Genomic DNA, 23,385 nt, shown 5'->3' on the forward strand with positions numbered 1-23,385 from the left:
TTAGAAATTATATTTTATACCAGCATTCCAGTTAAAATTATAGAATTCTGATTGCATAGTTTGATTTTTGGTTCCTTGATAAAAACGTAATTCTTGATTTGTTAAGTTTTTAGCTTCAGCAAAAACACGTAAATTTTTGGTAATAGCGTAGCTAGTATTTAAATCAACAAAAAATTGAGAATCATAAAAGCGATCTTTAAAAGCTTCATCTCCATATTCGTCTATATAGTCTCCTGCATAATTTAAAGATGCTCGTAAAGTGAACTTATTTGTTTCATAAGCTAAAGAGCCATTAATCATATTTTTTACAGCACCAGCTAATGCTAAACCATCTTCTCTTTCTTGAATTCCGGTAGTTTCTGAATTTGTAAAAGTATAGTTTCCGTAAATTGTTATATTTCTTAAAAAGCTAGGTAAAAAGTTTAATTTACGTTGTATTGATGCTTCAAACCCATATATTTGGGCAACACCACCATTTAAAGGACGGGTTACTTCGTAGGTATCGGTAGCGCCACTAATTGTTAAATCTTCATCTTTAGTAATTTTATAAATGAAATTGTCTAAATCTTTATAAAAAGCTCCAATAGAAAAGATACCAACATTTGCAAAGTAATGTTCAAACATTAAATCAAAATTCATAGACTCGGTAGGTTTTAAATCTGGGTTACCAAACTCTGCTTCTTGATCGTCACTATTTAAATTACGATAAGGCACTAAATCAAAATAATTAGGTCGTGCTATGCTATTTGTCCATGCTACTCTTGCAATAGTATTGTCTGTAAAGTTGTATTTTACTTGTAGGTTAGGCAGCCAATTACTGTAATCTTTAGTTTGTGTTATAGTTGTTACATCATTTAAGTTAGATGCTGTTTCAACATCAATAGCATATCCTGTGTATTCTGTGCTTGTTTTTTCTACACGTAAACCTGCTGATATTCTTAATTTATTACCTAAGCGTTGTTTCCACAAAGCATAAGCAGCAAAAATATTTTCATTCGCATTATAGTTTTCTGGTACAAATTCTTCTAAAACTATTTCTCCATCTTTTAAATTTAAATTTCCTAAAAACTCTCTGCTGGCAAATATGCCTGATTTATACTGATTTCCTGGTAAAAACCCTTTTAAAGTATAATCTGCATTTGGTGTGGTTGCTAGTGTTTGGTATGAGCTGAAGTTATCAGTATCAGACTCATAAAAAATATTGTCTCTTAATTTTTCTTTGTATTTATTTTTTGCACCAAATTTCAAAGAGTTTTTATAGTCGCTTGAGTTGTTAAAAGGTATTTTTATATCAATGTTTGAACTATATTTTTTTTCTTCGGTGTATTTGTTTTCTTCAGAAATCTCATCTATTTCAAATTCATCAGGGTTGTTATCAAACCCAGAAGCAGAAGTAAAATAAGGAAAACGGGTATTTAATCCTTCTTGAGAAATATCAATATCTGAATCTTTTTGTTTAGCCTCATAGGTTATATAGCGTTCATTTGGTCTTTCTTCTTTTGCTTTTGATAAGCCAGTTTTCCATTTTAATTTTATATTATCAAATATAATATGGGCTCCACCTAAAGAAAATTTATAAACACTTTGTTTTTCTAAACGAGTATTGTCATTTTCGCTATTATTAATACCCCCTTTAGTTTGCCTTGAAATCTTATATTCATCACCTTTATTTTTGTAGCGCAAACGATATCGATTTTCATAATCATTTCGTTTGGTATAGATTGATTTAAGATATAAGGTGTTATTTGGGTTTATTGAATAATCTAAATTTGCAGCTACACTCATTCGATTACGTTTAACATCGTAACGTCGAATATCATGTTCTTTTATTTCAGTAGGAGAATCCCATTCAAACTCAACATTATCTGACCCATATTCGTTAGAATTATAAGTGGTATTAATTACGTACCCCAATTTTTTGTTAGCAACTCTATTAGCAACTAAAGCAGAAAAATTATAGTTAGGAGTGTTTCGAATAGGGTTTTGTCCGTAAGCACCAGTTAGGTATGCTCTAAAGTTTTGAGGAGCAGAACGTGTAACAAGATTTACCGAACCTCCAATTGCATCTCCTTCCATATCAGCAGTAATAGCTTTGTTTACTTCTATTAACTGAATCATTTCGGTTGGAATTAAATCCATTTGTACACGACGATTATCACCTTCAGCAGAAGGAATTTTATCACCATTTAATGTAACTGAGTTTAATTGTGGGGCTAAACCTCTAATAATTATGTCACGAGCTTCTCCTTGATCATTTTGCATTGTAATACCAGGAACTCTTTTTAAAGCATCACCTATATTTGCGTCTGGAAATTTTCCAATTTGATCAGCTGCAATAATGTTAGTGATATTGTCTTTACTTTTTTGTTGATTTAAAGCTTTCGCTTGGCCACGAGTAATACTTCCTTTAATAATAACTTCTTCTAAGTTGTTTGTTTTTGGTTTTAAAAAAAAGTTTTCTAAATGTATCGTATTAGTTATTGTAATTGTTTTATTTAAGGTTTGATATCCGATAAACGAAACCTTAAGGTTATAAGTACCTTTTGTTAAGTTTAAAATTTCGTAATAACCATTAAAATCCGCATAGTTTCCATGGTTTCCAGAGTTAACAATAATAGTTGCACCTGTTAAAGGCATGTTGTTTTCATCTAAGACTCTACCTTTTATTCCTGTTTTTTTTTGAGAGAAAATAAGGGAAGTAGTCAATATTGTAAATAATAGTAGAATTTTATTCATTGGGTAAATTTTTGTTGTCGACAAAATTATTTTCATTTACCGTGAGTAAAGTTTTATTAAGGTTAGTAAAAAGTTACAAATGTGTTTTTTAAACCTTATAGTAATGTTAAGAAGGTTATGAGTAAGTAATGAGAATTTAAATTTATGAAAAAGTATTAGTTTTTAACATAAAAAACCACGTATTAAATACGTGGTTTTTTATGTTAAATGTTGTTTTTATTTAAGAAATAAACTCTCCGTTAGTTACCTTTTCAGAAGGCTGAACGAAGGCTAGTTTGCCATCAGGAGTATCAGTCATTAAAATCATACCTTGACTTTCGATACCTTTTAATTTACGTGGTGCTAAATTACAAACAACACTTACTTGTTGTCCAATAATAGCTTCTGGTTTAAAGCTTTCAGCAATTCCAGAAACAATAGTTCTTTTATCTAAACCAACATCAACGGTAAGTTTTAAAAGCTTTTTAGTTTTGGCTACTTTTTCAGCTTCGATAATTGTACCGATACGGATATCAATTTTTGTAAAATCATCAAATTCGATGGTTTCTTTTTGAGGCTCTAAAACTCTGTTTTCAGCTTCGTTTGCTTTTTTGGTAGCTTCTAATTTATCTAACTGCGCCTGAATTTCAGCGTCTTCAATTTTAGCGAATAATAATTCAGCTTTATTTATTTGATGATTATCAGCAATTAAAATATTTTTTTCAGAAACATCCTCCCAAGTTAGACTAGCATCAATGTTTAAAATTGATTTCAATTTAGTAGAAGTAAACGGTAAAAAAGGTTCTGATAAAATAGCTAATCCTGCAGCAATTTGTAGAGCAACATTCATAATTGTTTTAGTACGTTCTTCGTCAACCTTAATCATTTTCCAAGGCTCTTCATCAGCTAAGTATTTATTACCTAAACGCGCTAAATTCATTAATTCTTGTGATGCTTCTCTAAAGCGGTAACGTTCAATAGACTTTGCAATAATATTCGGAAATTCTTTTAAAGCAGCTAAAGTATCTTCATCAATTTCTGATAATTCATTAGCAGCAGGAACTTGGCCATCGTAATATTTATTAGTTAAAACAACTACACGGTTTATAAAGTTACCAAAAATAGCCACTAACTCATTGTTGTTTTTTGCTTGAAAATCTTTCCAAGTAAAATCGTTGTCTTTACTTTCTGGTGCATTTGCTGTTAAGGTATAACGTAATACATCTTGCTGATTAGGAAAATCTTCTAAATACTCGTGTAACCAAACTGCCCAGTTTTTAGAGGTTGATAATTTATTACCCTCTAAATTTAAAAACTCGTTTGCAGGTACATTTTCTGGTAAAATAAAATCGCCATGTGCTTTTAACATTGATGGAAAAATTAGACAGTGAAATACAATATTATCTTTACCAATAAAGTGTACTAATTTAGTATCGTCTTTTTTCCAATAATCTTCCCAGTTTTTACCTTCGCGAGCAGCCCATTCTTTAGTTGCAGAAATATATCCGATAGGTGCATCAAACCAAACATATAATACTTTTCCGTCAGCTCCTTCAATAGGAACAGGAATTCCCCAATCTAAATCACGCGTTACTGCTCTTGGGCGTAAACCGTCATCAATCCACGATTTACATTGTCCTAAAACATTTGGTTTCCAATCATCTTTGTGTCCTTCTACAATCCATTCACGTAAAAAAGCTTCATGTTTATCTAATGGTAAAAACCAGTGTTTTGTTTCTTTTAAAGTAGGAACATTTCCTGTAATTGCCGATTTTGGATTGATTAAATCGGTAGCATTATGACTGGTACCACATTTTTCACATTGATCTCCGTAGCTTTCCTCATTTCCACATTTAGGGCAAGTACCAATTACAAAACGATCGGCTAAATATTGGTTTGCTTCGGCATCGTATAACTGTTCGGTAACCTCTTCAATAAACTCACCATCGTTGTATAATTTTGTAAAAAAATCAGAAGCTGTTTTATGATGAATTTCAGAAGATGTACGAGAATAATTGTCAAATGAAATTCCGAAATCAACAAATGATTTTTTTATAATTCCGTGGTATTTATCAATAATATCTTGCGGAGTAACACCTTCTTTTTTTGCTCGCATTGGTATGGCAACACCGTGTTCATCTGAACCACAAATGTAAGCCACGTCTTTTCCTTTTTGACGTAAAAAACGTGCGTAAATATCTCCAGGAACATACACACCCGCTAAATGCCCAATATGAATTGGTCCGTTTGTATAAGGTAATGCTGCTGTAATTGTATATCTTTTTGGTGTACTCATTTTTTTATCCTAAAAATTAAAGCGCAAAAGTACGAAAAAGCAATTTTTTAAACTGTTATAAAATGGGTACATTTGATAGATTCTATGATTTAAAAAGTAAAAAGTAATATTTAGTTATGAGAAAAGTAATATTTTCATTGTTTTTCACACTGATATTTTCATCAGTTTTTTCACAAACAGCCCTTATGAAATTAAAAACGCCAGCTTATTTACAAAAAGGAGATACGATTGCAATAGTTGCTCCGGCAGGAATTTTAAAAAACAGGAAATATATCATTGATAAAGCAAAGAAGTTAGCTGAAACTTGGGGGTTGAAAGTAGTTTATGGAAAATACATGTTTTCTCAAAACAATCATTTTGCAGGAACTGATGATGAACGTTGTGAGGATTTTCAACAAGCTTTAGATAATCCGAATATAAAAGCAATTTGGGCGGCTCGTGGTGGTTATGGTTCGGTTAGAATTTTAGATAAACTAGATTTTACGAAGTTTAAAGAAAGTCCGAAATGGGTAATCGGTTATTCAGATATTACCGCGTTTCATAACCATATTCATAATTTAGGAGTAGAAACGATTCATGGAATGATGGGAACAAGCATGCAAGACAATCCACAAGATATTCCTGAAACGATTGAAACGTTGAGAAAAGCATTGTTTGGGGAAACGTTGCGTTATGAAATTTCATCTTTTAAAATGAATAGAAAAGGAATGGTTTCTGGAAAATTAGTAGGAGGAAATATCGCTATTTTAGCATCGATGTTAGGTTCTGATAGTCAAATTTCTACTGAAGGTAAAATTTTATTTATTGAAGAAATTGGAGAGTATAAATATTCGATAGATCGTATGCTACAAAGTTTAAAGCGCGCCGGATATTTTACCAAAGTAAAAGCAGTAATTGTTGGTGATATGACTAAGGTTAAAAAAAACACAACGCCTTGGGGAAGCTCGATAGAGCAACTAATTTTAGATGTTTTACCAAGTGATATTCCAGTTTTATTTAATTTTCCTGCGGGTCATGAGCCTGATAACAGAGCTTTAATTATGGGAAGAAATATTGAATTAAATATTAAAGAAACAACAACAGTAAGTTTTAAATAGTGGCACAACATAATGATCTTGGTAGGAAAGGGGAGGAATTAGCTATTGAATATTTAGAGAAAAAAGGATATTTAATAGTAGAGAAGAACTATCGATACAAAAAAGCTGAGGTTGATATTATTGCGCGAAAAGAAGCTGTTTTAGTAGTGATAGAGGTTAAAACACGATCGAGTACTTATTTTGGCAATCCGCAAGATTTTGTGAATCCGAAGAAAATAAAATTACTTGTTATGGCAATTGATAATTATGTAATAGAAAAGGATTTAGATGTAGAAATTCGATTTGATATAATTGCAATACTAAAAGATAAAGGTAATTATACGATACAGCACATTAAAGATGCATTTTTATATTTTTAAAACAAGAAACCCTACAAATTTGTAGGGTTTCTTGTTTTTATATATTTCTTACTTCTAGTAACTATTTTTTAAAATAATTTTTAACATCCTCTAATTGATTAGGTGTTTCAATTATTTTTTTATTTTTATCTAAGACAAAGAAAGAAGGTGTTTCAGATATATTATATGATTTGACTGCTTTGTTGTTCCATTTCCAAGTTGGATGTGTTCCCATAGCATTGTGCCAAAGAGGTATTTTTTTAATAAATTCATTCCAGTTTGGTATACCATAAGCATCTTCAACAGAAAAAGAAATAACAGAAATATTTTTATGCGCTTGCATAAATTCATATAGTTTAGGAACATCGTGAACACAGTGTGGGCAAGCTGTACTCCAAAAAACTAATAAATATTTTTCACCATCATTTAAAGTAGATAGTTTTAATTCTTCTCCATTTTCTTGCCATGAAAAATCAGGTGCAGTTCTACCAATAGCAGCACTTAATAATTGTAATTTTTCTTCTTTAAATTCAGCATCAAATTGATCAGAAGGTAATTTGTCATAATATTCAGCTAATACCCAATCTACAGCTTCACCATTACGCTTATCTGCCAAAGAAGTAATTAAAAACTCTAAAGTAGTTTTTTTAAGTTTTCCTTTAGGAATTTGTTTCATTACTGTAACGATAGCTTTTCTAAGAAGCTTTTGCTGAACCTGTTTGTCTTCTGAAGAGTTTAAGTAAAAAACGTAATCGTTAATACGGTCCATTAAAAAAGATGAATTGTACAATACATCACTATCAAAATCGATATATTTAAAAAAGTTATCTATCGTTGACTCCATGTAATCTTCCATGTTGTCGATAGGACTAGAAGGGTTGTAACGTTGGGTAGCTTTGATAAAGTGGTTTACCAACATTCCTTCCGATTTGTTTTCATACATGTCTTGCACATCTTCAAGCTCTTTTATCGCTTTTTTGTATGTTTTTTTCGCCTCTTTATCTTCTTCTGTAATATAAGTACCTTGACTTTTATCAATTTTATTTTGTATTTTTATATAAGCCTCTAAATATTCATTATATAATTTATTTTCTCTTGACGATGTAAATACAACAGATTCATCTGGGTATTTAGGATTAAAAATAAACTCTACATTTTCGTTGTTAAAATAAAAATCTACAAACCCAGCGCCTTTGTTTCTGTAGGTGGCTCTGTAAGCTCCTGGTTTAGTATCTTTAGGCAAGTCAAGTTGAAATTTACCTAATACTTGTTGTTCTCCACCAACAAGAATGGTGTCAAATTTTATGGTAGAATTTAGAACAAATTTTTGCTTTGCCCCTTCTATTTTATACAGAATAACCCAATCGGTTTTTTCAGGAGGAGTCATCGTTCCTTTAACGGTATATTGAGCGTTAACTATTGAAGTGGCGAATATTAATAGTGCCAGTAATTTTTTCATCATTATATTTTAAAGGGTTATTAATAAGTTTTAAAACTAGTCATTTGTTAACTTCTATCCAAGAAGTGTACCGTTTTTATTTTTTCTTGCTTATTTTAGAGAAGTTTTACAAATAAAATAAAGAAATGAGTTTGAAAAATAAAGTGTTTTGGATTACTGGAGCTTCCTCTGGTATCGGTAAATCATTGGTAATTGAACTGTCAAAGTATGAGGTAAATTTAATTTTATCATCAAGAAATAAAAATACTTTAGACGAAGTTGGAAATGTGTGTAAAAATCCTTCAAAAGTAAAAATTGTTCCACTTGATTTAGAAAACTATGAAAACATGAAATCTAAAGTTGAAGCTGCATTGTTATGTTTTGGAAAGATTGATGTTTTGGTAAATAATGGAGGTGTTAGTCAACGCTCATTAATAAAAGACACTGATATTTCGGTAGATAAACGTTTAATGGATGTTAATTATTTAGGCACGGTAGCATTGACCAAGGCGTTGTTGCCTCATTTTATTAAAAATAAATCTGGTCATTTTGTGGTAACTACTAGTATTGTGGGTAAAATTGGTACTCCACTACGGTCATCTTATGCAGCAACGAAACATGCGCTACATGGTTTTTTTGATAGTTTGCGCGCCGAACATTACAACGATAATATTTCGGTAACTTTGGTTTGTCCTGGTTTTGTAACCACAAATGTTTCTAAAAACGCTTTAACGGGTGATGGTTCTCCACAAAATAAAATGGATAGTGCTACGGCAAATGGAATTAACCCAGGCCGTTTTGCTAAACTTATGCTAAAGGCAATAAAAAATAAACGAGAGGAAGTGTATATTGCTGGTGTAAAAGAAAAGTTAGGCGTATATGCAAAACGTTTTTTTCCTAAGTTTTTATCAAAAATGATTCGAAAATTAAGTGTTACTTAAAAAAATCAATCAATTCAAAGTAATTGATAATTGCTTCTTTTATTAAAACAGATTGTTCACCAGGTTTTAAGTTTGGTAATTCTGTTAAGGTTTTATAATGAGGCCAACCATCATTATCAAAAAAATCAAATTCGTAATATCCGTAAGGTTCTAAAAGTTTACAAATAGCAATATGCATAAGATTTACTTTTTCGTCCTTTTTAAATTTACGTTGCCCTTGTCCTAACTCTTGCACGCCAATTAAATAAATAACGGCATCAACTTTTAACTCATCACCATCGGCAAATTGATCTGATAAATTTTTTACCAAAAAATCCCATTTTTCCTTTAAGTTAACTTCTTTCTCCATCTGTGTTTTTTGAGTTAGCAAAGATACAAATGAGTTGTGTATATTTGATGCAGAATCTGCACACATAATTATTTAGTGCGTATATTTTAATTAAAATGCCATTATTTTACATTTATGAATACATTTGATATTATTATAGCAGCTTTACTTCTTTTTGGTTTTATAAGAGGATTGATGAAAGGTTTGTTTGTTGAGGTTGCTTCTTTGGTAGCTTTGGTAGCTGGAGTTTATGGCGCAATACATTTTTCGTATTTTATTGCCGATTGGTTAAAGGATAGTGTTACTTGGGATGAAAAGTATATTTCATTAGCGGCATTTGCGGGAACATTTGTTGTAATAATAATTACAATTTCTTTACTAGGTAAAGCATTGACAAAAATAGCTGATTTTGCCTCATTAGGTGCTTTAAATAAAATATTAGGAGGTGTTTTTGGCGCTTTAAAAATCGGATTAATTTTAAGTGTTATTTTTATTTTCTTCGGAAAAATGAATGATACGATTCCGTTTGTAAACAAAGAAAACTTAGAGGAATCTATTTTATATGCTCCGGTTAAAAAGATAGCGCCAACAATTTTTCCATCAATAATTAAAGATGATGGTGAAGTAACAATTCCAGAGATTGAAGAGAATTTAAAAAAAGAGGTATAAAAAAATCCGAAGTTATTAACTTCGGATTTTTTGTTTAAAATCTGTATTTTAATTTTAGTAACGCAAACCTTGGTAAAAGCCTGTATTCTGTAGTTGATGTTCCGATATCACTAATTGAAAAACTTTTAAATGTTTTAGTATTTAATAAGTTTTTACCCGTTAGGAAAAGTGTTAATTTATTATCTATAAGGTTGTAGGTAACGCTAACATCTACAAAATTATAAGTAGCATCTTTTTCTAAATTTCCGAAATAATAACGTTCAGATTGTATATCAGCATTGAATTTCTTGCTAAAAACAAAAGATAAATCTAAGAAACTTTTATTATTTGTAAATGAATTCTTAAAACTTGATTGTTGTATTTTAGAAGTGTTCCATTTTGTACCAAAGTGATAATTAAAAAAACCTCTAAATCCAGATCGTAGGTTTACACCATAATTATAATTGTTAGAAGTTACTTTTCTTAAACCAGTATTATTTACACTATTTTTAAACTCACTTTTAGTATAGCCTACATCTAATTTAAGGTTAGAAGATATCGATTTAAAATAATAATCTATTTTAGAGTTTATGCTTACATATTCTCTATCTTTAATTATAATTTTTTCAGCTTGATTATAGTTTTGTTGTATTAAACTATTGCTCGAAAAGAAATCGTAATTTTTAGTATACATTAAACTAAAATAAGCAAAAAATCGATCGCTATAATTACCTAAAGAGTAGTTTAAATTTGCAGTTGATGCGTTTAATTGATTAAAATTACCGGTACCTTTAGTAAAAGACCGGAAACTTGTTAATGCAAAATTGTTATAAACATCTACTATTTTAGCGTTTGTAGTATTGTATGAAACAGATGAGGTTATTTTATTGCTATCATTTATTTTCCAATCAATACCAATACTTGGATTTATATAAAAGTAGTTTTCACTTTTATTAAGAGTATTGTCATTTAAATTGTTAGTAAGGTTATGAAAGTTTAACTTACCAATAAGACGCAAATCTTTTATTTTTAAATGATATTTAGTTTTTAAATACGTATCATTAACCTTGTATTCAGTTGTATTTTTATAAGCAACAGGAATATTTACAATTGTATTATTTTCTAATAAAGTAAGTTGTGTGTTTAATTTATCGGCTCTATATTCATTTCCTAATTGTAATTCTAATAAGTCACCATTTTCTTTTTTGGTCAGTAAATGCGTATTAAAACCAGCAAATGTCATTTCGCTATCGCTTAATTGTTTTATATTATTCGCATTGGCAGAGTTTGGAAATAAATCTTGAAATAAAAATTGATTTGTTTGATAGTTTTGAGGCGATTTTTCATTGATAAAACGCCCTGTTGTTACATAGACTTTCTTATTATTGAGGCGATTTGTAAAAATTATCTTTTGATCGAAAATATTATTTTGATGTTTTAAATTTTCGGTAGTACTATTACCATTAAAAGTTAAATTAGAGGAGTCGTTAAAGTTGCCATATTTATATTTGGTAGTCGCTGCCAGCATTTTATTTTTGTCGATGTTATAAATTATATCAACTTTACCAAAAGCAATCTTTTTATCATTATTTAATTCAGAGTTTTCAGTATTTGTAAAATTGGTATTGCCAGTATTTATATTATCAATACTTGTTTTGGCGTCACTATTTTCATCCCAATTTAAAAAACTTAAGGCTTTTATTTTTAGTTTTTTTGATGGATTAAAAATGGCATTTAAAGAAGTTAATTCGGTATTGTTAAAATTGGTTCTTTCTTTATCAAAAAATGAATTATAGATAGCTAAGTTTAATAAATTTCTGGTAGATTTATTATCGCCAATGCTTCCAGGTTCGTTATAACTAGTAGGGTTTATTAATTGATTTATATTACCCGTAACATCTATACCAGTATTGTTAAGGCTGGTTAAAAAAAAGTATTTATTCTTTTTTCCGAAATTCATTAAGTTAGCTTTTGTTTCGTAACGGTTTTCAGAAAACAAGCCATATCCTAAACTGATGTTACCAAACCAAATACGTTTCGATTTTTCGTTGAGCTTTAAATTTAAAGCTACTTTATCACTATTTTCGATACCTTTTAAAAGATGGTTGTTTGAGTATTTTTTTAACACTTCTACCTCTTCAATTGGGTGTGCAGGCATGTTTTTAGATAATACTTTATAGCCCTTTTCAAAAAAATCATCGCCATCAATCATTAATTTTTCTATTTCTTGGTTACCTACTTTTATTCTCCCTTCGCTATCAATATTTAAACCAGGTATTTTTTTTAGTAAATCTTCCACCGTTTGTTCGGTACCGTTGGTAAATGCTTTTGTTCTAAAACGAATGGTATCTTTTTCTATAAAAACCGATTTTTCTGCTTTAATAACAACTTCATCTAAACTTATAGCATCTTCTTGTAAAACTACATTAACAGTAATTTCAGCTTGGTTTTTATGAACTACTATTGGTGTTGTTTTAGGTTTAAAACCTAATGAAGAAAATACTAAATTAAAGTTTCCTGTTTTATTTGTTTTAAGTTGGTAATACCCTTTTTTGTTTGCATAGGTGTAAGAAATATAATTTTTAAGTAAACTGTCTTTTAAAATTACATTTCCTGTTATTATGTTATTTTTATTATCTTTTAAAGTACCTGAAATTATAGCTTGCGAAAAACTATAAGTACATATTAAGAAAAAAAACAAACTAAAAAATAAGGTATTTACTTTTGTTTTTCTTCCCATTCGTATATTATCTCTTTTTGAGAATTTCTATCTGTAGACGATGTTATTACAGTGGTGTTTCTATCACTGTTTTGTGCATTCATTTTTGAAGTTAATTCTTTCATTCTATTAGGAAGAATAACCTCAATATACTTTTTTAAAGGTATTGCCTTTTCTTCATCAGGAAAGTTGTTAATAGTTATAGTATCTTTAAAAGTTACTTTAGTAACTCTAAAATATATTTCTTTTTTAGCATCTTTTACTTCAATTATTAAACCTGGTAATCCTTGTAGTTTCCAAGGTCCAAAAGGTATTGGTATTTGTTGTGTAAACCAACAGTTGTATGTTCTGCCTCTAAAGTAGCCAGTTGCTTTTTGGCATTTATATTCACCTATATCTTTAAACTCATCTGTTATTTTCCAATTAATTTTAGGTAATTGTTCTTTAAGCATCTTCATTTTATTACGTCCAGATAATAATAAATTCTTATTAATATCAGTAAATACTTGTGGTCTTTTATCAGATTCAGGAAGAGTAATATTCAGGCTTCCATTTATCCATTTTTCAGTCTTTGTTTTTAATCCATTTTTTGATTTTAATACTATATAATGCGATTTATTATTACTTATTTTTAAAACTCCAGTAGTTTTATATAATTGACTAATATTTGTAATAGCATCATATTGTACTTCTAATGAGTTTTGACCCATAACAGTTGCTGTTATTAAAAATAAAAATAGGTGTAGAATTGTTTTTTTCATTCTTTTTATATCAAAAAATATTGTTTAAGTGTTTCAGAAGAACAGTGCCACATTGTGGAACTGTTTATTTTATTAATTATTTAATCCAATCTTCTGCCATTTTCAATGCTACTTCATCTGCAAGATGTTGAGCTTTACCACAATCACCTCTATTGTTTGATGCGGTAGCGCTATGTCTTACTCCATCAGATGTTGTATAAGTAACTGTTATAGTACAAATATCTGCTTCAATAACCGTTTTTGTAATTGCGCTTAAACCATTAAAAACATAACTTTTAACAAATTCAGTTTTTGTGTTGTCAATAATTGGGTTTTCTGTGGAAGCATTTGCATACGTTCCTATTAGCATAAAAGCTAAAATAAAAATTACTTTTTTCATAATATTTAAAAAATTAATAATCCATTATGGTCTAGAGTGATTCGTTTGCAACCAAGTAATAACCTAATTTTTTAGCATTTTAACTTTTAGATTAATCACTAACTAGTATTGTTGATTAAAAATAAAAATTTTTAATGCCATTAATTGTTTATGATTATTACTGTTACAAACTTATAAATCAAACTTATAAATCAAACTTATAATTCACAATACCCAATACCCCTAATTGTTTGTTAGGGTTATCCCTAATTCAAATAGGGTTAACCCTATTTTTGTTAACGTTTCTTTAACGTTTATATTTGATCATACCCTATTAACATTAAGTTGAGGTATAAAAAAAATCCGAAGTTATTAGCTTCGGATTTTTGGTTTTATAAAGTAGAAAATATTATAACATGGTAACTTTACCAGTTTGTAAAGAATATACTCCACCAACTATTTTAATTTCACCATTGTCTTCCATTTCTTGTAAAATTTTACTTTTTTCACGGATACGCTCAATGGTCATTTTTACATTATTTTCAACAGTTTTTGCTACAAACGCACTGTTTGATGAGTTTGCTTCACCATCAATTTGTTCTGAAGATAATTTGGCAGCAGGTACAATATTATCTAACATAGCAGTGATATTACCAAGCTCTACACCATCGCAAGCAGCTTTTACGGCTCCGCAACTTTCGTGACCTAAAACAAAAACTAATTTACTTCCTGCAACTGCACAAGAATATTCCATCGACCCTAAAATATCAACGTTTTCAAAGTTACCCGCTACACGAGCTACGAAAACATCACCAATAGTTTGGTCGAAAGCTAATTCTACTGGTACACGAGAATCGATACAAGATAAAATTACTGCTTTAGGATTTTGTCCGTCAGTAGTTTGTTTTACTAATTCAGTAACATTTGATGCTGTTAAATTATTAGCTACATAGCGATTGTTACCTTCTAATAAATCTTGTAATACTCCATTTGGAGTTAATGTACTTTGTACTTCTTTTGTTATTGCTGTGTTTCTCATTTTTTTAATTTTTATTTGATACATTTAATTTTACCCATGAAAGGCAATCGTTAAAGGTGTCGAAGATATGTTCTTCAGAAATTAGGTCAGGAATAATATCAATACGTTCCATCATATAACGAGGTTGTTTTAATACATCTACTAATAAAACGGTTACGCCACTTTTTTCTAAATCAACTAACATATCCTCTAAAGCATATAAACCCGACTGATCTATATACTGCATTCTTCCCATTCGAATAATTACGTTTGATGCCGTGGCAGGAATTTGTTTTGCTAATGCTTGAAAATCACTTGTTGATCCAAAAAATAAAGGTCCTTTAACATGTTTGATAAAAACTTCTTCTTTTAATTCTTTCGGAAAGTCTTTTTCATCAGCCCAAGCTTCTTCATTTAATGATTTTACATCAGAACGTTCGGCAGTTAAATCACCGATTTTTTTCATAAACATTAACGAGGCAATTACTAAACCAATACCTACAGCGTATACTAAATTCCAAAAAGTTGATAATAATAATACCACGATCATAATAATCACTTCAGAACTTACTTTAAAAGGTCCAATTTTAGCATCACGAGGTAAGTTAGGTATTGCTTTTAAGCCTTTGTAATCCATTACTCCAATACCCACGGTAATTAAAATACCGGCTAATACGGCAGCAGGAATTTTAGAAGCAATAGGGCCTAAGCCTAATAAAATTACCAATAACATAACTCCAGCAACCATACCTGATAATTTGGTTTTACCACCAGAGTTTATATTTACCACAGTACGAATAGTAGCACCAGCACCAGGAATACCTCCAAAAATAGCAGCGATACTATTTCCTATTCCTTGTCCAACAAGTTCTTTATTAGGTTTGTGCTTTGTTTTGGTCATATTATCAGCAACTACTGATGTTAATAACGAATCAATGGCACCTAATAACGATAAAGTTAATGCTGTAAAAATATATGGTGTAATACCAGATAAGCTAAAATTTGTGAAAATACCCATATTTGGTATAGGGAATCCTCCAGGGATTTCTTCAATTGGACGATAGTTTAAGCCGAAGCCTAAAGCAACTCCTGTCATTACAACTAAAGCAACAAGGGTACTTGGTACAGCTGTTGTAATTCGTTTAAAGCCGTAAATAATTATAATAGTTCCAAGTGCTAATAATAATTCTAACCAATTAATATTTGATAAAGCCCTAGGTAAAACTTTTAAGGCACCTAAAGCGCCTGAAGCTTCCTTGCCAGCCAACGTTTTACTTTCCTTTAAAATATCAGCTTGTGTAGTAGCTTCAGATCTTTTAATAGTTTCTCTAAAATCTTCTAGAACTAAAATACCTTCACCAGCTTCTTCTTTTAAGATGTTTTCTAAAATTAATTCTTCCGCTTGCGGTTTAAATTGTTGTACAAATTCAACATCTTCTTTGGCATAATAACCTACCGATGGTAAGATTTGAGTTATAAGAATTATTAAACCAATGGCAGTCATAAACCCTGATACTACAGGGTAAGGAATGTATCGGATGTATTTTCCTAAGCCTAAAATACCTAGTAAAATTTGAAATAATCCTGCTAGTAAAAATACGGTTAAAATAGCTGGTAAAGCTTTATTAATATCACCATCGTTGGTAGCAAGTATTCCTGCAACGACAACCATACTTACGGCTGTCATTGGAGCCGTTGGTCCAGATATTTGTGTATCTGTACCTCCAAAAAGAGCAGCGAAGAAAGCAATAAAAATTGCACCATACAAACCAGCACTTGGTCCTAACCCTGAAGATACCCCAAAAGCTAAGGCTAAGGGAAGTGCAACAATACCGGCAGTGATACCACCAAATAAATCTCCTTTGAAATTTGAGAATAATTTTTTCATAAATTAAATGTAATAATAAATTTTAACCTTCCTGTAATGAAAAGGTTATGAAATGTGTTTTGCAATTTTATATAAATAAATTACGAGTAATAAAAAGTGTATTATGCTAAAGTAACTCGGGAGGTGGAGTTAATATTTTTGAGAATTCAGATATGTAGTTTTTGGATTTAAAACGTACATTTTTCTTTTTTTGAATATTTTTAAAAAATATAGAAGTATTGTATTCGTTAACTTGTGTTTTTAGAGCAAAAATTTTTATTGCCTTTTGTCCTTTATTCTCTTCTTCTTCATTCAACTCAAAAAAAATAGTAATATCTTGATTTTTATCAATCAAAGACACTACTGTAGGGGTAATAATTATACCTACAAATAAAATAGTGAAAAAAAGAGCTATTTTAGGTTTCAAATGGAAATCAGTTTTTAAAGAAAAACAAAAATAATTAATTTTACAGACTTTAAATGTTATAATGGCTTTAAATTTTTAGATAACATCCACCCTGTTTTTCCATCTACTAGCTTTATTTTATTCCAATCATCAACAGTGTCTAGTATATTAACTTTGGTACCTTCATGTAATGTGAAAATTTCATCAGCATCATTTGTAGGTGCGTTTTTAATTTCTATTTCTTCAGAAAAAATAATAGCTTCAATGTTTTTTATTGATTGATTATATTGTGAATAAGTGATTATAAGGCTAATTATTACTAATAAAAAAGATAAAATACTTGTAGTGAAAAATAATCTTTTTTTACCTGGTGCATATGAAAAATAGTAAGCTAAAAATAAAAAAGAAGCTAAAAAAGAAAGTAATATTACAATAATAGCCCATGTGTTATAGGTTAATTTTTGTAAAAAATTTTCATTTATTTTTTGTAAAACAGTTTTTGGAAGCTCTTCTATTCTGTCTAAAGTTAAGCGTTTTGCAATGATTAGGTTGTTTTGAGCATCTTCATTTAAAGGGTTTAATTGGAGTGCTTTTTCATAATTATAAATAGCCGGTGCGACTTTGTTTAACTTATAATAGGTGTTTGCTAAGTTGTAATATAATTCAGAAGAAACATTTTTTGTGGTTATAATTTCTTCATACAATTTAACAGCATCAACATATTTGCCATCTTTGTATAATGAATTTGCATTAACAAATAATTCATCAGTAGCTTGTGCTACAATAATGCTTGATATAAAAAACAATAATAGTGCAATAACTTGTTTCATTATAATTGTTTATCTAATTGAGTTATAACTTGTTTAGCTTTTTCGTACTCTTCTTTCATTTGTACATCGGTAATAGGCGTATATCTGGCAAAATCACAATCATTTAAAACAGCAATAAAATTTGTAGTACTTGTGTTGTCAACCTGTTTTTTTTGTAATAATTCCGTGATCTTTTCACTACTTATCTCTGCTGTTTCTACGCCTAATTTTGCTCTTAAATAATTATGTAATGCTCTTTCTAAAGCCTCATAAAAGGCCTCTTTATTTCCTAATTCTTTCTGTGCTTCTGATAAATATTTTTTGGCAAGTCTATCAGCTTTTCTTTGTTTATTACCAGCGATATCGCCATCACGTTCTTCTTTTTTCTTGTTGATAAAAATTACAACAGGAATTGTAATTATTGGCAAAAATAATAGCAAGTAAAAAAAGGTGGATTTAAAAAAGTTTGAAGTGCTTACAGAATTTAAAGAAGTTGAGGTTTGAATGTATCTAAAATCATCTCCCGTAATTTTTACAGCTTGTTTTACATTTGAATTTTGCTGCGTAGTAGTTGGTAATTCTTTACCTTCTAAAACATCAACGTATAAATCTTCAGTTGTAATGGTTTGGTATACTTTTTCTTTTGGATTAAAATACGAAAAGCTAGTTTTAGGGATCTTATATTTTCCTTTAAACTCGGGTACTACAGTATAATTATCAGTAACAGATCCTCTTAATCCGTTAGCGGTAACACTTACTTTTTCTTTTCTTTCAGGTTGATAAACTTCTAGTTCTTTTGGTGTTTCAATAGTAGGAAGTTCAAATAATTTTAAATTACCATTACCTTTTACAGCTATACTTATTGTTGATGATTCATTAGCTTTTAAAGTATTTTTACTTAATGCAACATCAAAAGAAAATTGCCCTACTGCACCGGTAAAATTAACAGGTTTATTTTCAGTTGGTAACGCTTTTGCGCGCACTATTTTTTTAGCAGAAGAAAATTCTTTTCGAACCTGTTTTGTGATTACGTTTCCAAAAAAATCAGCACGTCCAGTAGGTACAGCAACAATAATGTCCATTTTCATTGGATCTATCGTCAAACGTCCATCCTTTGTAGGTATTAAAAGTGCTTTGTGTAAAACAGCATAACGGTAGCGTTCTCCATTGTACATACCTGTTTTTACAGGAGTTCCATTTCTTTTAATCTCTTGATTCCAAAAGCCATTATACTGTGGTGCTTCTGTGATAGCATTATCATAAATACCTACGTTTTCACTAAAATATAATCGATATTCAACATAAATACCTTCGCCTACATAAGGTTGCGATTTAGAAAGCTCTGCAACTAAATGAATATTTTGTTGTGCAATATAATTAGGGTCATTTGGGTCTTTAGGAATTTCAACAGCATTTAAAACAATAATTTTTACAGAATTCGATTTTATTGTTTCTCCATCAATATCAATACTTGCTGAAGGAATTGTAAATTCACCTTTTCGTTTAGGTTGTATAATGTAAGTATAGGATTGACTAAAAGTAGCCTTACCGTTTATCCAAGATTGACTTACCGATTGGCTTGGCCCACCAACAACTTTAAAGTTTTTAAAGTTTGGGGGTGTAAAGTTATCAGCACCTTGTTTGTTAATAGAAAACTCAACACGCAAACGCTGGTTAACGCCTAGCTTGTTTTTACTAACGCTTGTTTTTAATGCAGATTCTTGCGCATTAATTGTTAGTGTTATAAAACAGATTAGTAATGAGATGTATGTTTTAAATTTCATATTAGTTTTTCGAAAAATGTAAAAATAATTAAGATTTTAATAATTGAAAAATTACCAATCTTTTTCTTGTTTTACTTTTCTTCCTTTCGATTTTTTAACATTCATTTTCTTTTGTGTCTTCTTCTCTTCGTTGTTTAAACTTTCTAACAACTGCTTCATTTGCTCAGGAGACATTTTAGCTTGTTTAGGTTGAGGCTTTTTGTCTTTCTCATCCTTTTTATTAGGTTTGTTTTGATCTTTTTTCTCCTGATTTTTCTTGTCGTCCTTTTTATCTTTGTCGTCGCCTTTTTTGTCTTTATTTTTATCGTTTTTCTGATCTTTTTTGTCCTTCTGATCTTTCTTATCCTTGTCTTTTTTATCTTTATTCTTGTCCTTGTTTTTATCCTTTTTGTCTTTTTCTTGCTGCTTTTTTAAATCTTTTTGAGCAGCCGCTAAGTTGTAACGCGTTTCATCGTCGTTAGGATTGTTTCGTAAGGCATTTTTAAAGGCGTCAACAGCAGGTTGATATTGTTTTTGTTCCATCATTGCATTACCAATATTATGGTATGCTTCTGCTTTTTCAATTTTATTTTTTGCTGTTTTTGCAGTTACTTCAAACTGCGCAACGGCCTCTTTATATTTTTTTTCTTGATATAAGGTATTCCCAAAATTATAACTAGCCTTTTCATATTGACTGTCTTTTCCTAATGCTTTTCTGTAAGCAATTGCGGCATCGCCAAATTTCTGTTTGTTATATAATTTATTTCCTTCACGTAATAAACTTCTTGCTTCACGTTGTAATTTTAACGTGTCTAACTGTGCCGATACCGTTATGGTAATTAGCATTAAAAATAAGCACAGTATATTTTGTAATTGTTTCATTCTTTATAAAATAAAATCTACGAATCTTTTTCGTTAAATAAATCAGCTTTTTTAACCCATTTTGTTTTCTTTTCAAAGAAAAATAAATCGATAATTAAAAATAATAATCCAATACCTAAAAACCATTGAAATTGATCTTTGTAATCAGAGAATTGCTTGGTTTCAAATTCACTTTTTTGTGCATTTGCAATAATATTCTGAATTGTTTCTACAGGATTGTCTGTTTTGTTACCATCCATATATTTACCATTTGATGCTTCTGCAATATCTTGTAAAACAGGAGAGATTCTTTTGGTAATTACAGTTTCACCTTTTCTATCTTTTTTATAACCAATAAGCGCGCCATTTAATTTAATCGGAATTGGTCCTCCTTTTTCAGAACCCACACCAACGGTATACACTTTTACACCTTCGTTTGCTATATTTTGCGCAATTTGTTTGGTTTCTTCTTGATGATCTTCACCATCAGAAATAATAATTAAAAAACGATTGGTTTGTTCATCATTATTATAATAGGTTTTAGCTAAGTTTAAGGCTTCATTAATAGCGGTTCCTTGGCTCGAAACCATATCTGGATTAGCATTTTGCAAAAACATTTTAGCCGCTGCATGATCGGTGGTAATTGGTAATAATGGATATGCGTTACCTGCGTAAATTATAATTCCGACTCTGTCACTACCAAGTTTATCGATTATTTTAGAAATGATTTGTTTTGATTTTTCCAATCGATTTGGTGCAATATCTTCGGCTAACATACTTTTAGAAACATCCAAGGCAAAAACTACATCAACACCTTCGCGTTTTACTGTTTTTAGTTTGGTTCCCATTTTAGGGTTTACCAATGAAATGATTAAAAATGATATTCCGATTAAAAAGAAAATCATTTTTAAAACTGCTTTAAAAGTTGATGCATTCGGCGCAATTTTTGCTAATAATACTGCGTTTGCAAATTTTTTCTGGGTACGTTTTTTCCACCATAAAGTCAGTAAAAATATAACAACTAATACAGGAATAATTGCAAATAATATAAAATATGTTGGTTCTTCTATTCTGTACATTTTTTATATAAAACTTTTAAATAAGGTGTTTTTTAATGTGAATTCTAATAATAAAAAGATACCTGCTAAAAAGACTAACAGTCTATATTTTTCGGTATAATTATAGTATTTAAATTCTTCTATTTTTGTTTTTTCAAGCTTGTCAATTTCATCATAAATAGCTTTTAATTTAGAGTTATCAGTAGCTCTAAAGTATTTTCCGGCTGTTTCATTAGCGATAAATTTTAACAATTCTTCATCAATTTCTACTTGCTGATTTTTAAAAGATATTTTACCAGTACGCGGGTCTTTTGCCCAAGGAAAAGGAGCCATTCCGTTCGTTCCAATCCCGATAGTATATACCTTTATGTTGTTTCCTTTGGCTAAATCGGTCGCTGTTTTTGGATCTACAAACCCTGCATTATTTACACCGTCGGTAAGTAAAATAATAACTTTACTTTTAGCCTTACTTTCTTTTAGCCTGTTTACTGCCGATCCCAATCCCATACCAATAGCAGTACCGCCTTCTAACTGGCCCCATTTAATTTCTGAAATGGTTCTTTTTACAATCGATTTATCGCTAGTAATAGGTGTTTGTGTAAAACTTTCACCAGCATAAACTACAATTCCAATTCGATCGTTTGGTCGACGATTTACAAAATCGCCTGCAACTCTTTTTAAGGCTTCTAGTCTGTTTGGCTTTAAATCTTTAGCTAACATACTTGCTGATACATCAATTGCCATTACAATATCAATACCTCGGTTAGATTTTGTTTTTTTACTTACAGCAACATTTCTTGGTCTAGCCAAGGCTATAATTAAACAAGTTAAAGCTGCTAAGCGTAAAAAGTAGAGTAACGGTTTTAGTTTTGATAAAATATTACCTTGTACTTTAAAACCTTTAACACTAGAAATGGTTAAATGTGCGCTGTCTTTTTTTCGAGAATAGAAATTCCAGCATGCTAATAACGGAATTAATATCAGTAACCATAAAAACTCCGGACTATGAAACTCAAAATTATTCCACTTCATCTTCTATTGCTTCTTTTTTAGGTTTTAAATTATCAATTATAAGTTTGGCATCTTTACGATCAGCTTCAATTTGATGCGCCATTGGTTTCGATTTTGCAAACTTTACTAAGTCAGACTCTTGTAATAATTTTCGTAATTTATAAATGGTTTCTTTATCAGTTTCAATCGATTTTACTTCGTTAAAATCATTCAAAATATCAACTAACTCATCAGTAGTAACCTCTAAAGCTGGAATGTTTAATTCTCTTTCAATATAGGCTCTTACAATTTCAGTTAACTCACTGTAATACTTTTTAATTTTATTGTTTTGCCACAATAATTTTTTATCTAATTCTTGTAGTTTTTCAATAGCTTCTTCATAAGGTGGTAATAACGGAACAATAACTTTTTCGACAGTTTCTTCTTTCTTTTTGAAAACAAAGAAATACAATAGTAAACCAATTATGATAAGTATAGCTAATGCCCACCAAAAGTAATTTTTAAAATCGTCAAATTGATAGGGTTCTCCTTTAATGCCTTTAATAGGAAATTTTTTGATCTTTGAAGTATCAATGGCAACAGTTGCTACGTTAATTAGCAAACTATCTGTTAAATAGGCTTGATTTTTTATAAAGACTTGTTGTTGTGGAATGTAAAACGCACCGCTATCAAAACCAGTTAAAACATATTTTTGGATTAATTTATTTTTAAGGGTATCAACTTTTAAAGTGTCTACAACTTCTAAACCTTGTAAGTTTTCTAGTTTTGGCAGAATAACATTTTCGGTTTCATTTACCGAAATTTTATATTGAAATTGCTCACCAATACGAATATTAGTGGTGTCAACTTCAATTTTTATTTTGTCAGATTGCGAAAATCCAACGTTATAAATTAGTAAGAATAGATAGAATAATTTAGCTTTCATTTGTTATTCAGTCAATTAAAATATATCG

At 30.0% G+C, this 23,385-nt stretch carries 20 protein-coding genes; 4 read left to right on the plus strand and 16 right to left on the minus strand.

Annotation, left to right across the window (positions count from 1 at the left end):
• Together BA195_RS03360 and metG are read right to left on the minus strand one after the other, a co-directional pair.
• Window positions 1-2,736 carry a TonB-dependent receptor gene (locus tag BA195_RS03360; RefSeq protein WP_176714947.1) on the minus strand — a complete coding sequence of 912 codons (2,736 nt, stop codon included), beginning with the start codon at window positions 2,734-2,736 and terminating at the stop codon, window positions 1-3.
• Between the two features lie 220 nt (window positions 2,737-2,956).
• Window positions 2,957-5,011, minus strand: a complete 2,055-nt coding sequence (gene metG / locus BA195_RS03365) for a methionine--tRNA ligase (protein ID WP_068702435.1) — start codon at window positions 5,009-5,011, stop codon at window positions 2,957-2,959.
• A 185-nt stretch (window positions 5,012-5,196) separates the two neighbouring features.
• Here metG and BA195_RS03370 point away from each other — a divergent pair, with 185 nt between their 5' ends.
• Both BA195_RS03370 and BA195_RS03375 read left to right on the plus strand, forming a co-directional pair.
• Window positions 5,197-6,108 (plus strand): S66 peptidase family protein, encoded by a 912-nt coding sequence (locus BA195_RS03370; RefSeq protein WP_068702437.1) that lies wholly within the window; start codon window positions 5,197-5,199, stop codon window positions 6,106-6,108.
• On the plus strand, window positions 6,108-6,467 hold the full coding sequence (locus BA195_RS03375; protein WP_068702438.1) for a YraN family protein: 360 nt from the start codon (window positions 6,108-6,110) through the stop codon (window positions 6,465-6,467). The genes BA195_RS03370 and BA195_RS03375 overlap by 1 nt, the downstream gene beginning before the upstream one ends.
• Before the next feature lie 61 nt (window positions 6,468-6,528).
• Here BA195_RS03375 and BA195_RS03380 read toward each other — a convergent pair whose 3' ends face one another.
• Window positions 6,529-7,905 (minus strand): TlpA family protein disulfide reductase, encoded by a 1,377-nt coding sequence (locus tag BA195_RS03380; protein WP_068702440.1) that lies wholly within the window; start codon window positions 7,903-7,905, stop codon window positions 6,529-6,531.
• Window positions 7,906-8,030: 125 nt separating this feature from the next.
• Between BA195_RS03380 and BA195_RS03385 the strand changes: the two genes are divergently transcribed.
• Entirely contained in the window at window positions 8,031-8,825 is a 795-nt protein-coding gene (locus tag BA195_RS03385) for an SDR family oxidoreductase (protein WP_068702442.1), read from the plus strand.
• Here the strand turns inward: BA195_RS03385 and BA195_RS03390 are convergent.
• Window positions 8,818-9,174 (minus strand): hypothetical protein, encoded by a 357-nt coding sequence (locus BA195_RS03390; protein WP_068702444.1) that lies wholly within the window; start codon window positions 9,172-9,174, stop codon window positions 8,818-8,820. The two genes, BA195_RS03385 and BA195_RS03390, sit on opposite strands and share 8 nt — an antisense overlap.
• Window positions 9,175-9,288: 114 nt before the next feature.
• Between BA195_RS03390 and BA195_RS03395 the strand changes: the two genes are divergently transcribed.
• Complete coding sequence (locus BA195_RS03395) at window positions 9,289-9,822, plus strand: CvpA family protein (RefSeq protein WP_068702446.1); 534 nt, start codon at window positions 9,289-9,291, stop codon at window positions 9,820-9,822.
• Between the two features lie 34 nt (window positions 9,823-9,856).
• On the opposite strand, the gene BA195_RS03400 is transcribed toward BA195_RS03395, so the two are convergent.
• From BA195_RS03400 to BA195_RS03455, 12 genes are all read right to left on the minus strand, one after another.
• Window positions 9,857-12,541 (minus strand): carboxypeptidase-like regulatory domain-containing protein, encoded by a 2,685-nt coding sequence (locus BA195_RS03400; protein ID WP_084443042.1) that lies wholly within the window; start codon window positions 12,539-12,541, stop codon window positions 9,857-9,859.
• Complete coding sequence (locus tag BA195_RS03405; protein ID WP_068702449.1) at window positions 12,520-13,281, minus strand: GLPGLI family protein; 762 nt, start codon at window positions 13,279-13,281, stop codon at window positions 12,520-12,522. Before BA195_RS03405 ends, BA195_RS03400 begins: the two co-directional genes overlap by 22 nt.
• Window positions 13,282-13,357: 76 nt before the next feature.
• The gene (locus BA195_RS03410) at window positions 13,358-13,660 is read right to left on the minus strand and encodes a hypothetical protein (RefSeq protein WP_068702450.1); all 303 of its coding nucleotides are present in this window, start codon (window positions 13,658-13,660) and stop codon (window positions 13,358-13,360) included.
• Between the two features lie 388 nt (window positions 13,661-14,048).
• Complete coding sequence (locus BA195_RS03415) at window positions 14,049-14,678, minus strand: carbonic anhydrase family protein (protein WP_068703906.1); 630 nt, start codon at window positions 14,676-14,678, stop codon at window positions 14,049-14,051.
• A gap of 4 nt (window positions 14,679-14,682) precedes the next feature.
• Window positions 14,683-16,545, minus strand: a complete 1,863-nt coding sequence (locus BA195_RS03420) for a SulP family inorganic anion transporter (RefSeq protein WP_068702451.1) — start codon at window positions 16,543-16,545, stop codon at window positions 14,683-14,685.
• A 106-nt stretch (window positions 16,546-16,651) separates the two neighbouring features.
• Complete coding sequence (locus tag BA195_RS03425) at window positions 16,652-16,951, minus strand: hypothetical protein (protein ID WP_068702452.1); 300 nt, start codon at window positions 16,949-16,951, stop codon at window positions 16,652-16,654.
• A 56-nt stretch (window positions 16,952-17,007) separates the two neighbouring features.
• Window positions 17,008-17,760 (minus strand): SH3 domain-containing protein, encoded by a 753-nt coding sequence (locus BA195_RS03430; protein ID WP_068702454.1) that lies wholly within the window; start codon window positions 17,758-17,760, stop codon window positions 17,008-17,010.
• Window positions 17,760-19,523 (minus strand): BatD family protein, encoded by a 1,764-nt coding sequence (locus BA195_RS03435; protein WP_068702456.1) that lies wholly within the window; start codon window positions 19,521-19,523, stop codon window positions 17,760-17,762. Before BA195_RS03435 ends, BA195_RS03430 begins: the two co-directional genes overlap by 1 nt.
• A 51-nt stretch (window positions 19,524-19,574) precedes the next feature.
• Complete coding sequence (locus BA195_RS03440) at window positions 19,575-20,384, minus strand: tetratricopeptide repeat protein (protein ID WP_068702458.1); 810 nt, start codon at window positions 20,382-20,384, stop codon at window positions 19,575-19,577.
• A gap of 17 nt (window positions 20,385-20,401) precedes the next feature.
• Complete coding sequence (locus BA195_RS03445) at window positions 20,402-21,442, minus strand: VWA domain-containing protein (protein WP_068702460.1); 1,041 nt, start codon at window positions 21,440-21,442, stop codon at window positions 20,402-20,404.
• A 3-nt stretch (window positions 21,443-21,445) separates the two neighbouring features.
• Complete coding sequence (locus BA195_RS03450; RefSeq protein ID WP_068702462.1) at window positions 21,446-22,453, minus strand: vWA domain-containing protein; 1,008 nt, start codon at window positions 22,451-22,453, stop codon at window positions 21,446-21,448.
• The gene (locus BA195_RS03455) at window positions 22,440-23,357 is read right to left on the minus strand and encodes a hypothetical protein (RefSeq protein WP_068702464.1); all 918 of its coding nucleotides are present in this window, start codon (window positions 23,355-23,357) and stop codon (window positions 22,440-22,442) included. The genes BA195_RS03450 and BA195_RS03455 overlap by 14 nt, the downstream gene beginning before the upstream one ends.
• Between the last annotated feature and the right edge of the window lie 28 nt (window positions 23,358-23,385).

Origin of the sequence: Tenacibaculum soleae (assembly GCF_001693415.1) — a bacterium.
GTDB classification, from domain to species: domain Bacteria; phylum Bacteroidota; class Bacteroidia; order Flavobacteriales; family Flavobacteriaceae; genus Polaribacter; species Polaribacter soleae.

Coding starts and splice junctions, on each gene's coding strand:
- BA195_RS03435 (WP_068702456.1), bottom strand. CDS start 19,523: ATGAAATTTAAAACATACATCTCATTACTAATCTGTTTTATAACACTA.
- metG (WP_068702435.1), bottom strand. CDS start 5,011: ATGAGTACACCAAAAAGATATACAATTACAGCAGCATTACCTTATACA.
- BA195_RS03385 (WP_068702442.1), top strand. CDS start 8,031: ATGAGTTTGAAAAATAAAGTGTTTTGGATTACTGGAGCTTCCTCTGGT.
- BA195_RS03405 (WP_068702449.1), bottom strand. CDS start 13,281: ATGAAAAAAACAATTCTACACCTATTTTTATTTTTAATAACAGCAACT.
- BA195_RS03455 (WP_068702464.1), bottom strand. CDS start 23,357: ATGAAAGCTAAATTATTCTATCTATTCTTACTAATTTATAACGTTGGA.
- BA195_RS03450 (WP_068702462.1), bottom strand. CDS start 22,453: ATGAAGTGGAATAATTTTGAGTTTCATAGTCCGGAGTTTTTATGGTTA.
- BA195_RS03420 (WP_068702451.1), bottom strand. CDS start 16,545: ATGAAAAAATTATTCTCAAATTTCAAAGGAGATTTATTTGGTGGTATC.
- BA195_RS03440 (WP_068702458.1), bottom strand. CDS start 20,384: ATGAAACAATTACAAAATATACTGTGCTTATTTTTAATGCTAATTACC.
- BA195_RS03370 (WP_068702437.1), top strand. CDS start 5,197: ATGAAATTAAAAACGCCAGCTTATTTACAAAAAGGAGATACGATTGCA.
- BA195_RS03360 (WP_176714947.1), bottom strand. CDS start 2,736: ATGAATAAAATTCTACTATTATTTACAATATTGACTACTTCCCTTATT.
- BA195_RS03445 (WP_068702460.1), bottom strand. CDS start 21,442: ATGTACAGAATAGAAGAACCAACATATTTTATATTATTTGCAATTATT.
- BA195_RS03430 (WP_068702454.1), bottom strand. CDS start 17,760: ATGAAACAAGTTATTGCACTATTATTGTTTTTTATATCAAGCATTATT.
- BA195_RS03415 (WP_068703906.1), bottom strand. CDS start 14,678: ATGAGAAACACAGCAATAACAAAAGAAGTACAAAGTACATTAACTCCA.
- BA195_RS03380 (WP_068702440.1), bottom strand. CDS start 7,905: ATGAAAAAATTACTGGCACTATTAATATTCGCCACTTCAATAGTTAAC.
- BA195_RS03395 (WP_068702446.1), top strand. CDS start 9,289: ATGAATACATTTGATATTATTATAGCAGCTTTACTTCTTTTTGGTTTT.
- BA195_RS03400 (WP_084443042.1), bottom strand. CDS start 12,541: ATGGGAAGAAAAACAAAAGTAAATACCTTATTTTTTAGTTTGTTTTTT.
- BA195_RS03390 (WP_068702444.1), bottom strand. CDS start 9,174: ATGGAGAAAGAAGTTAACTTAAAGGAAAAATGGGATTTTTTGGTAAAA.
- BA195_RS03410 (WP_068702450.1), bottom strand. CDS start 13,660: ATGAAAAAAGTAATTTTTATTTTAGCTTTTATGCTAATAGGAACGTAT.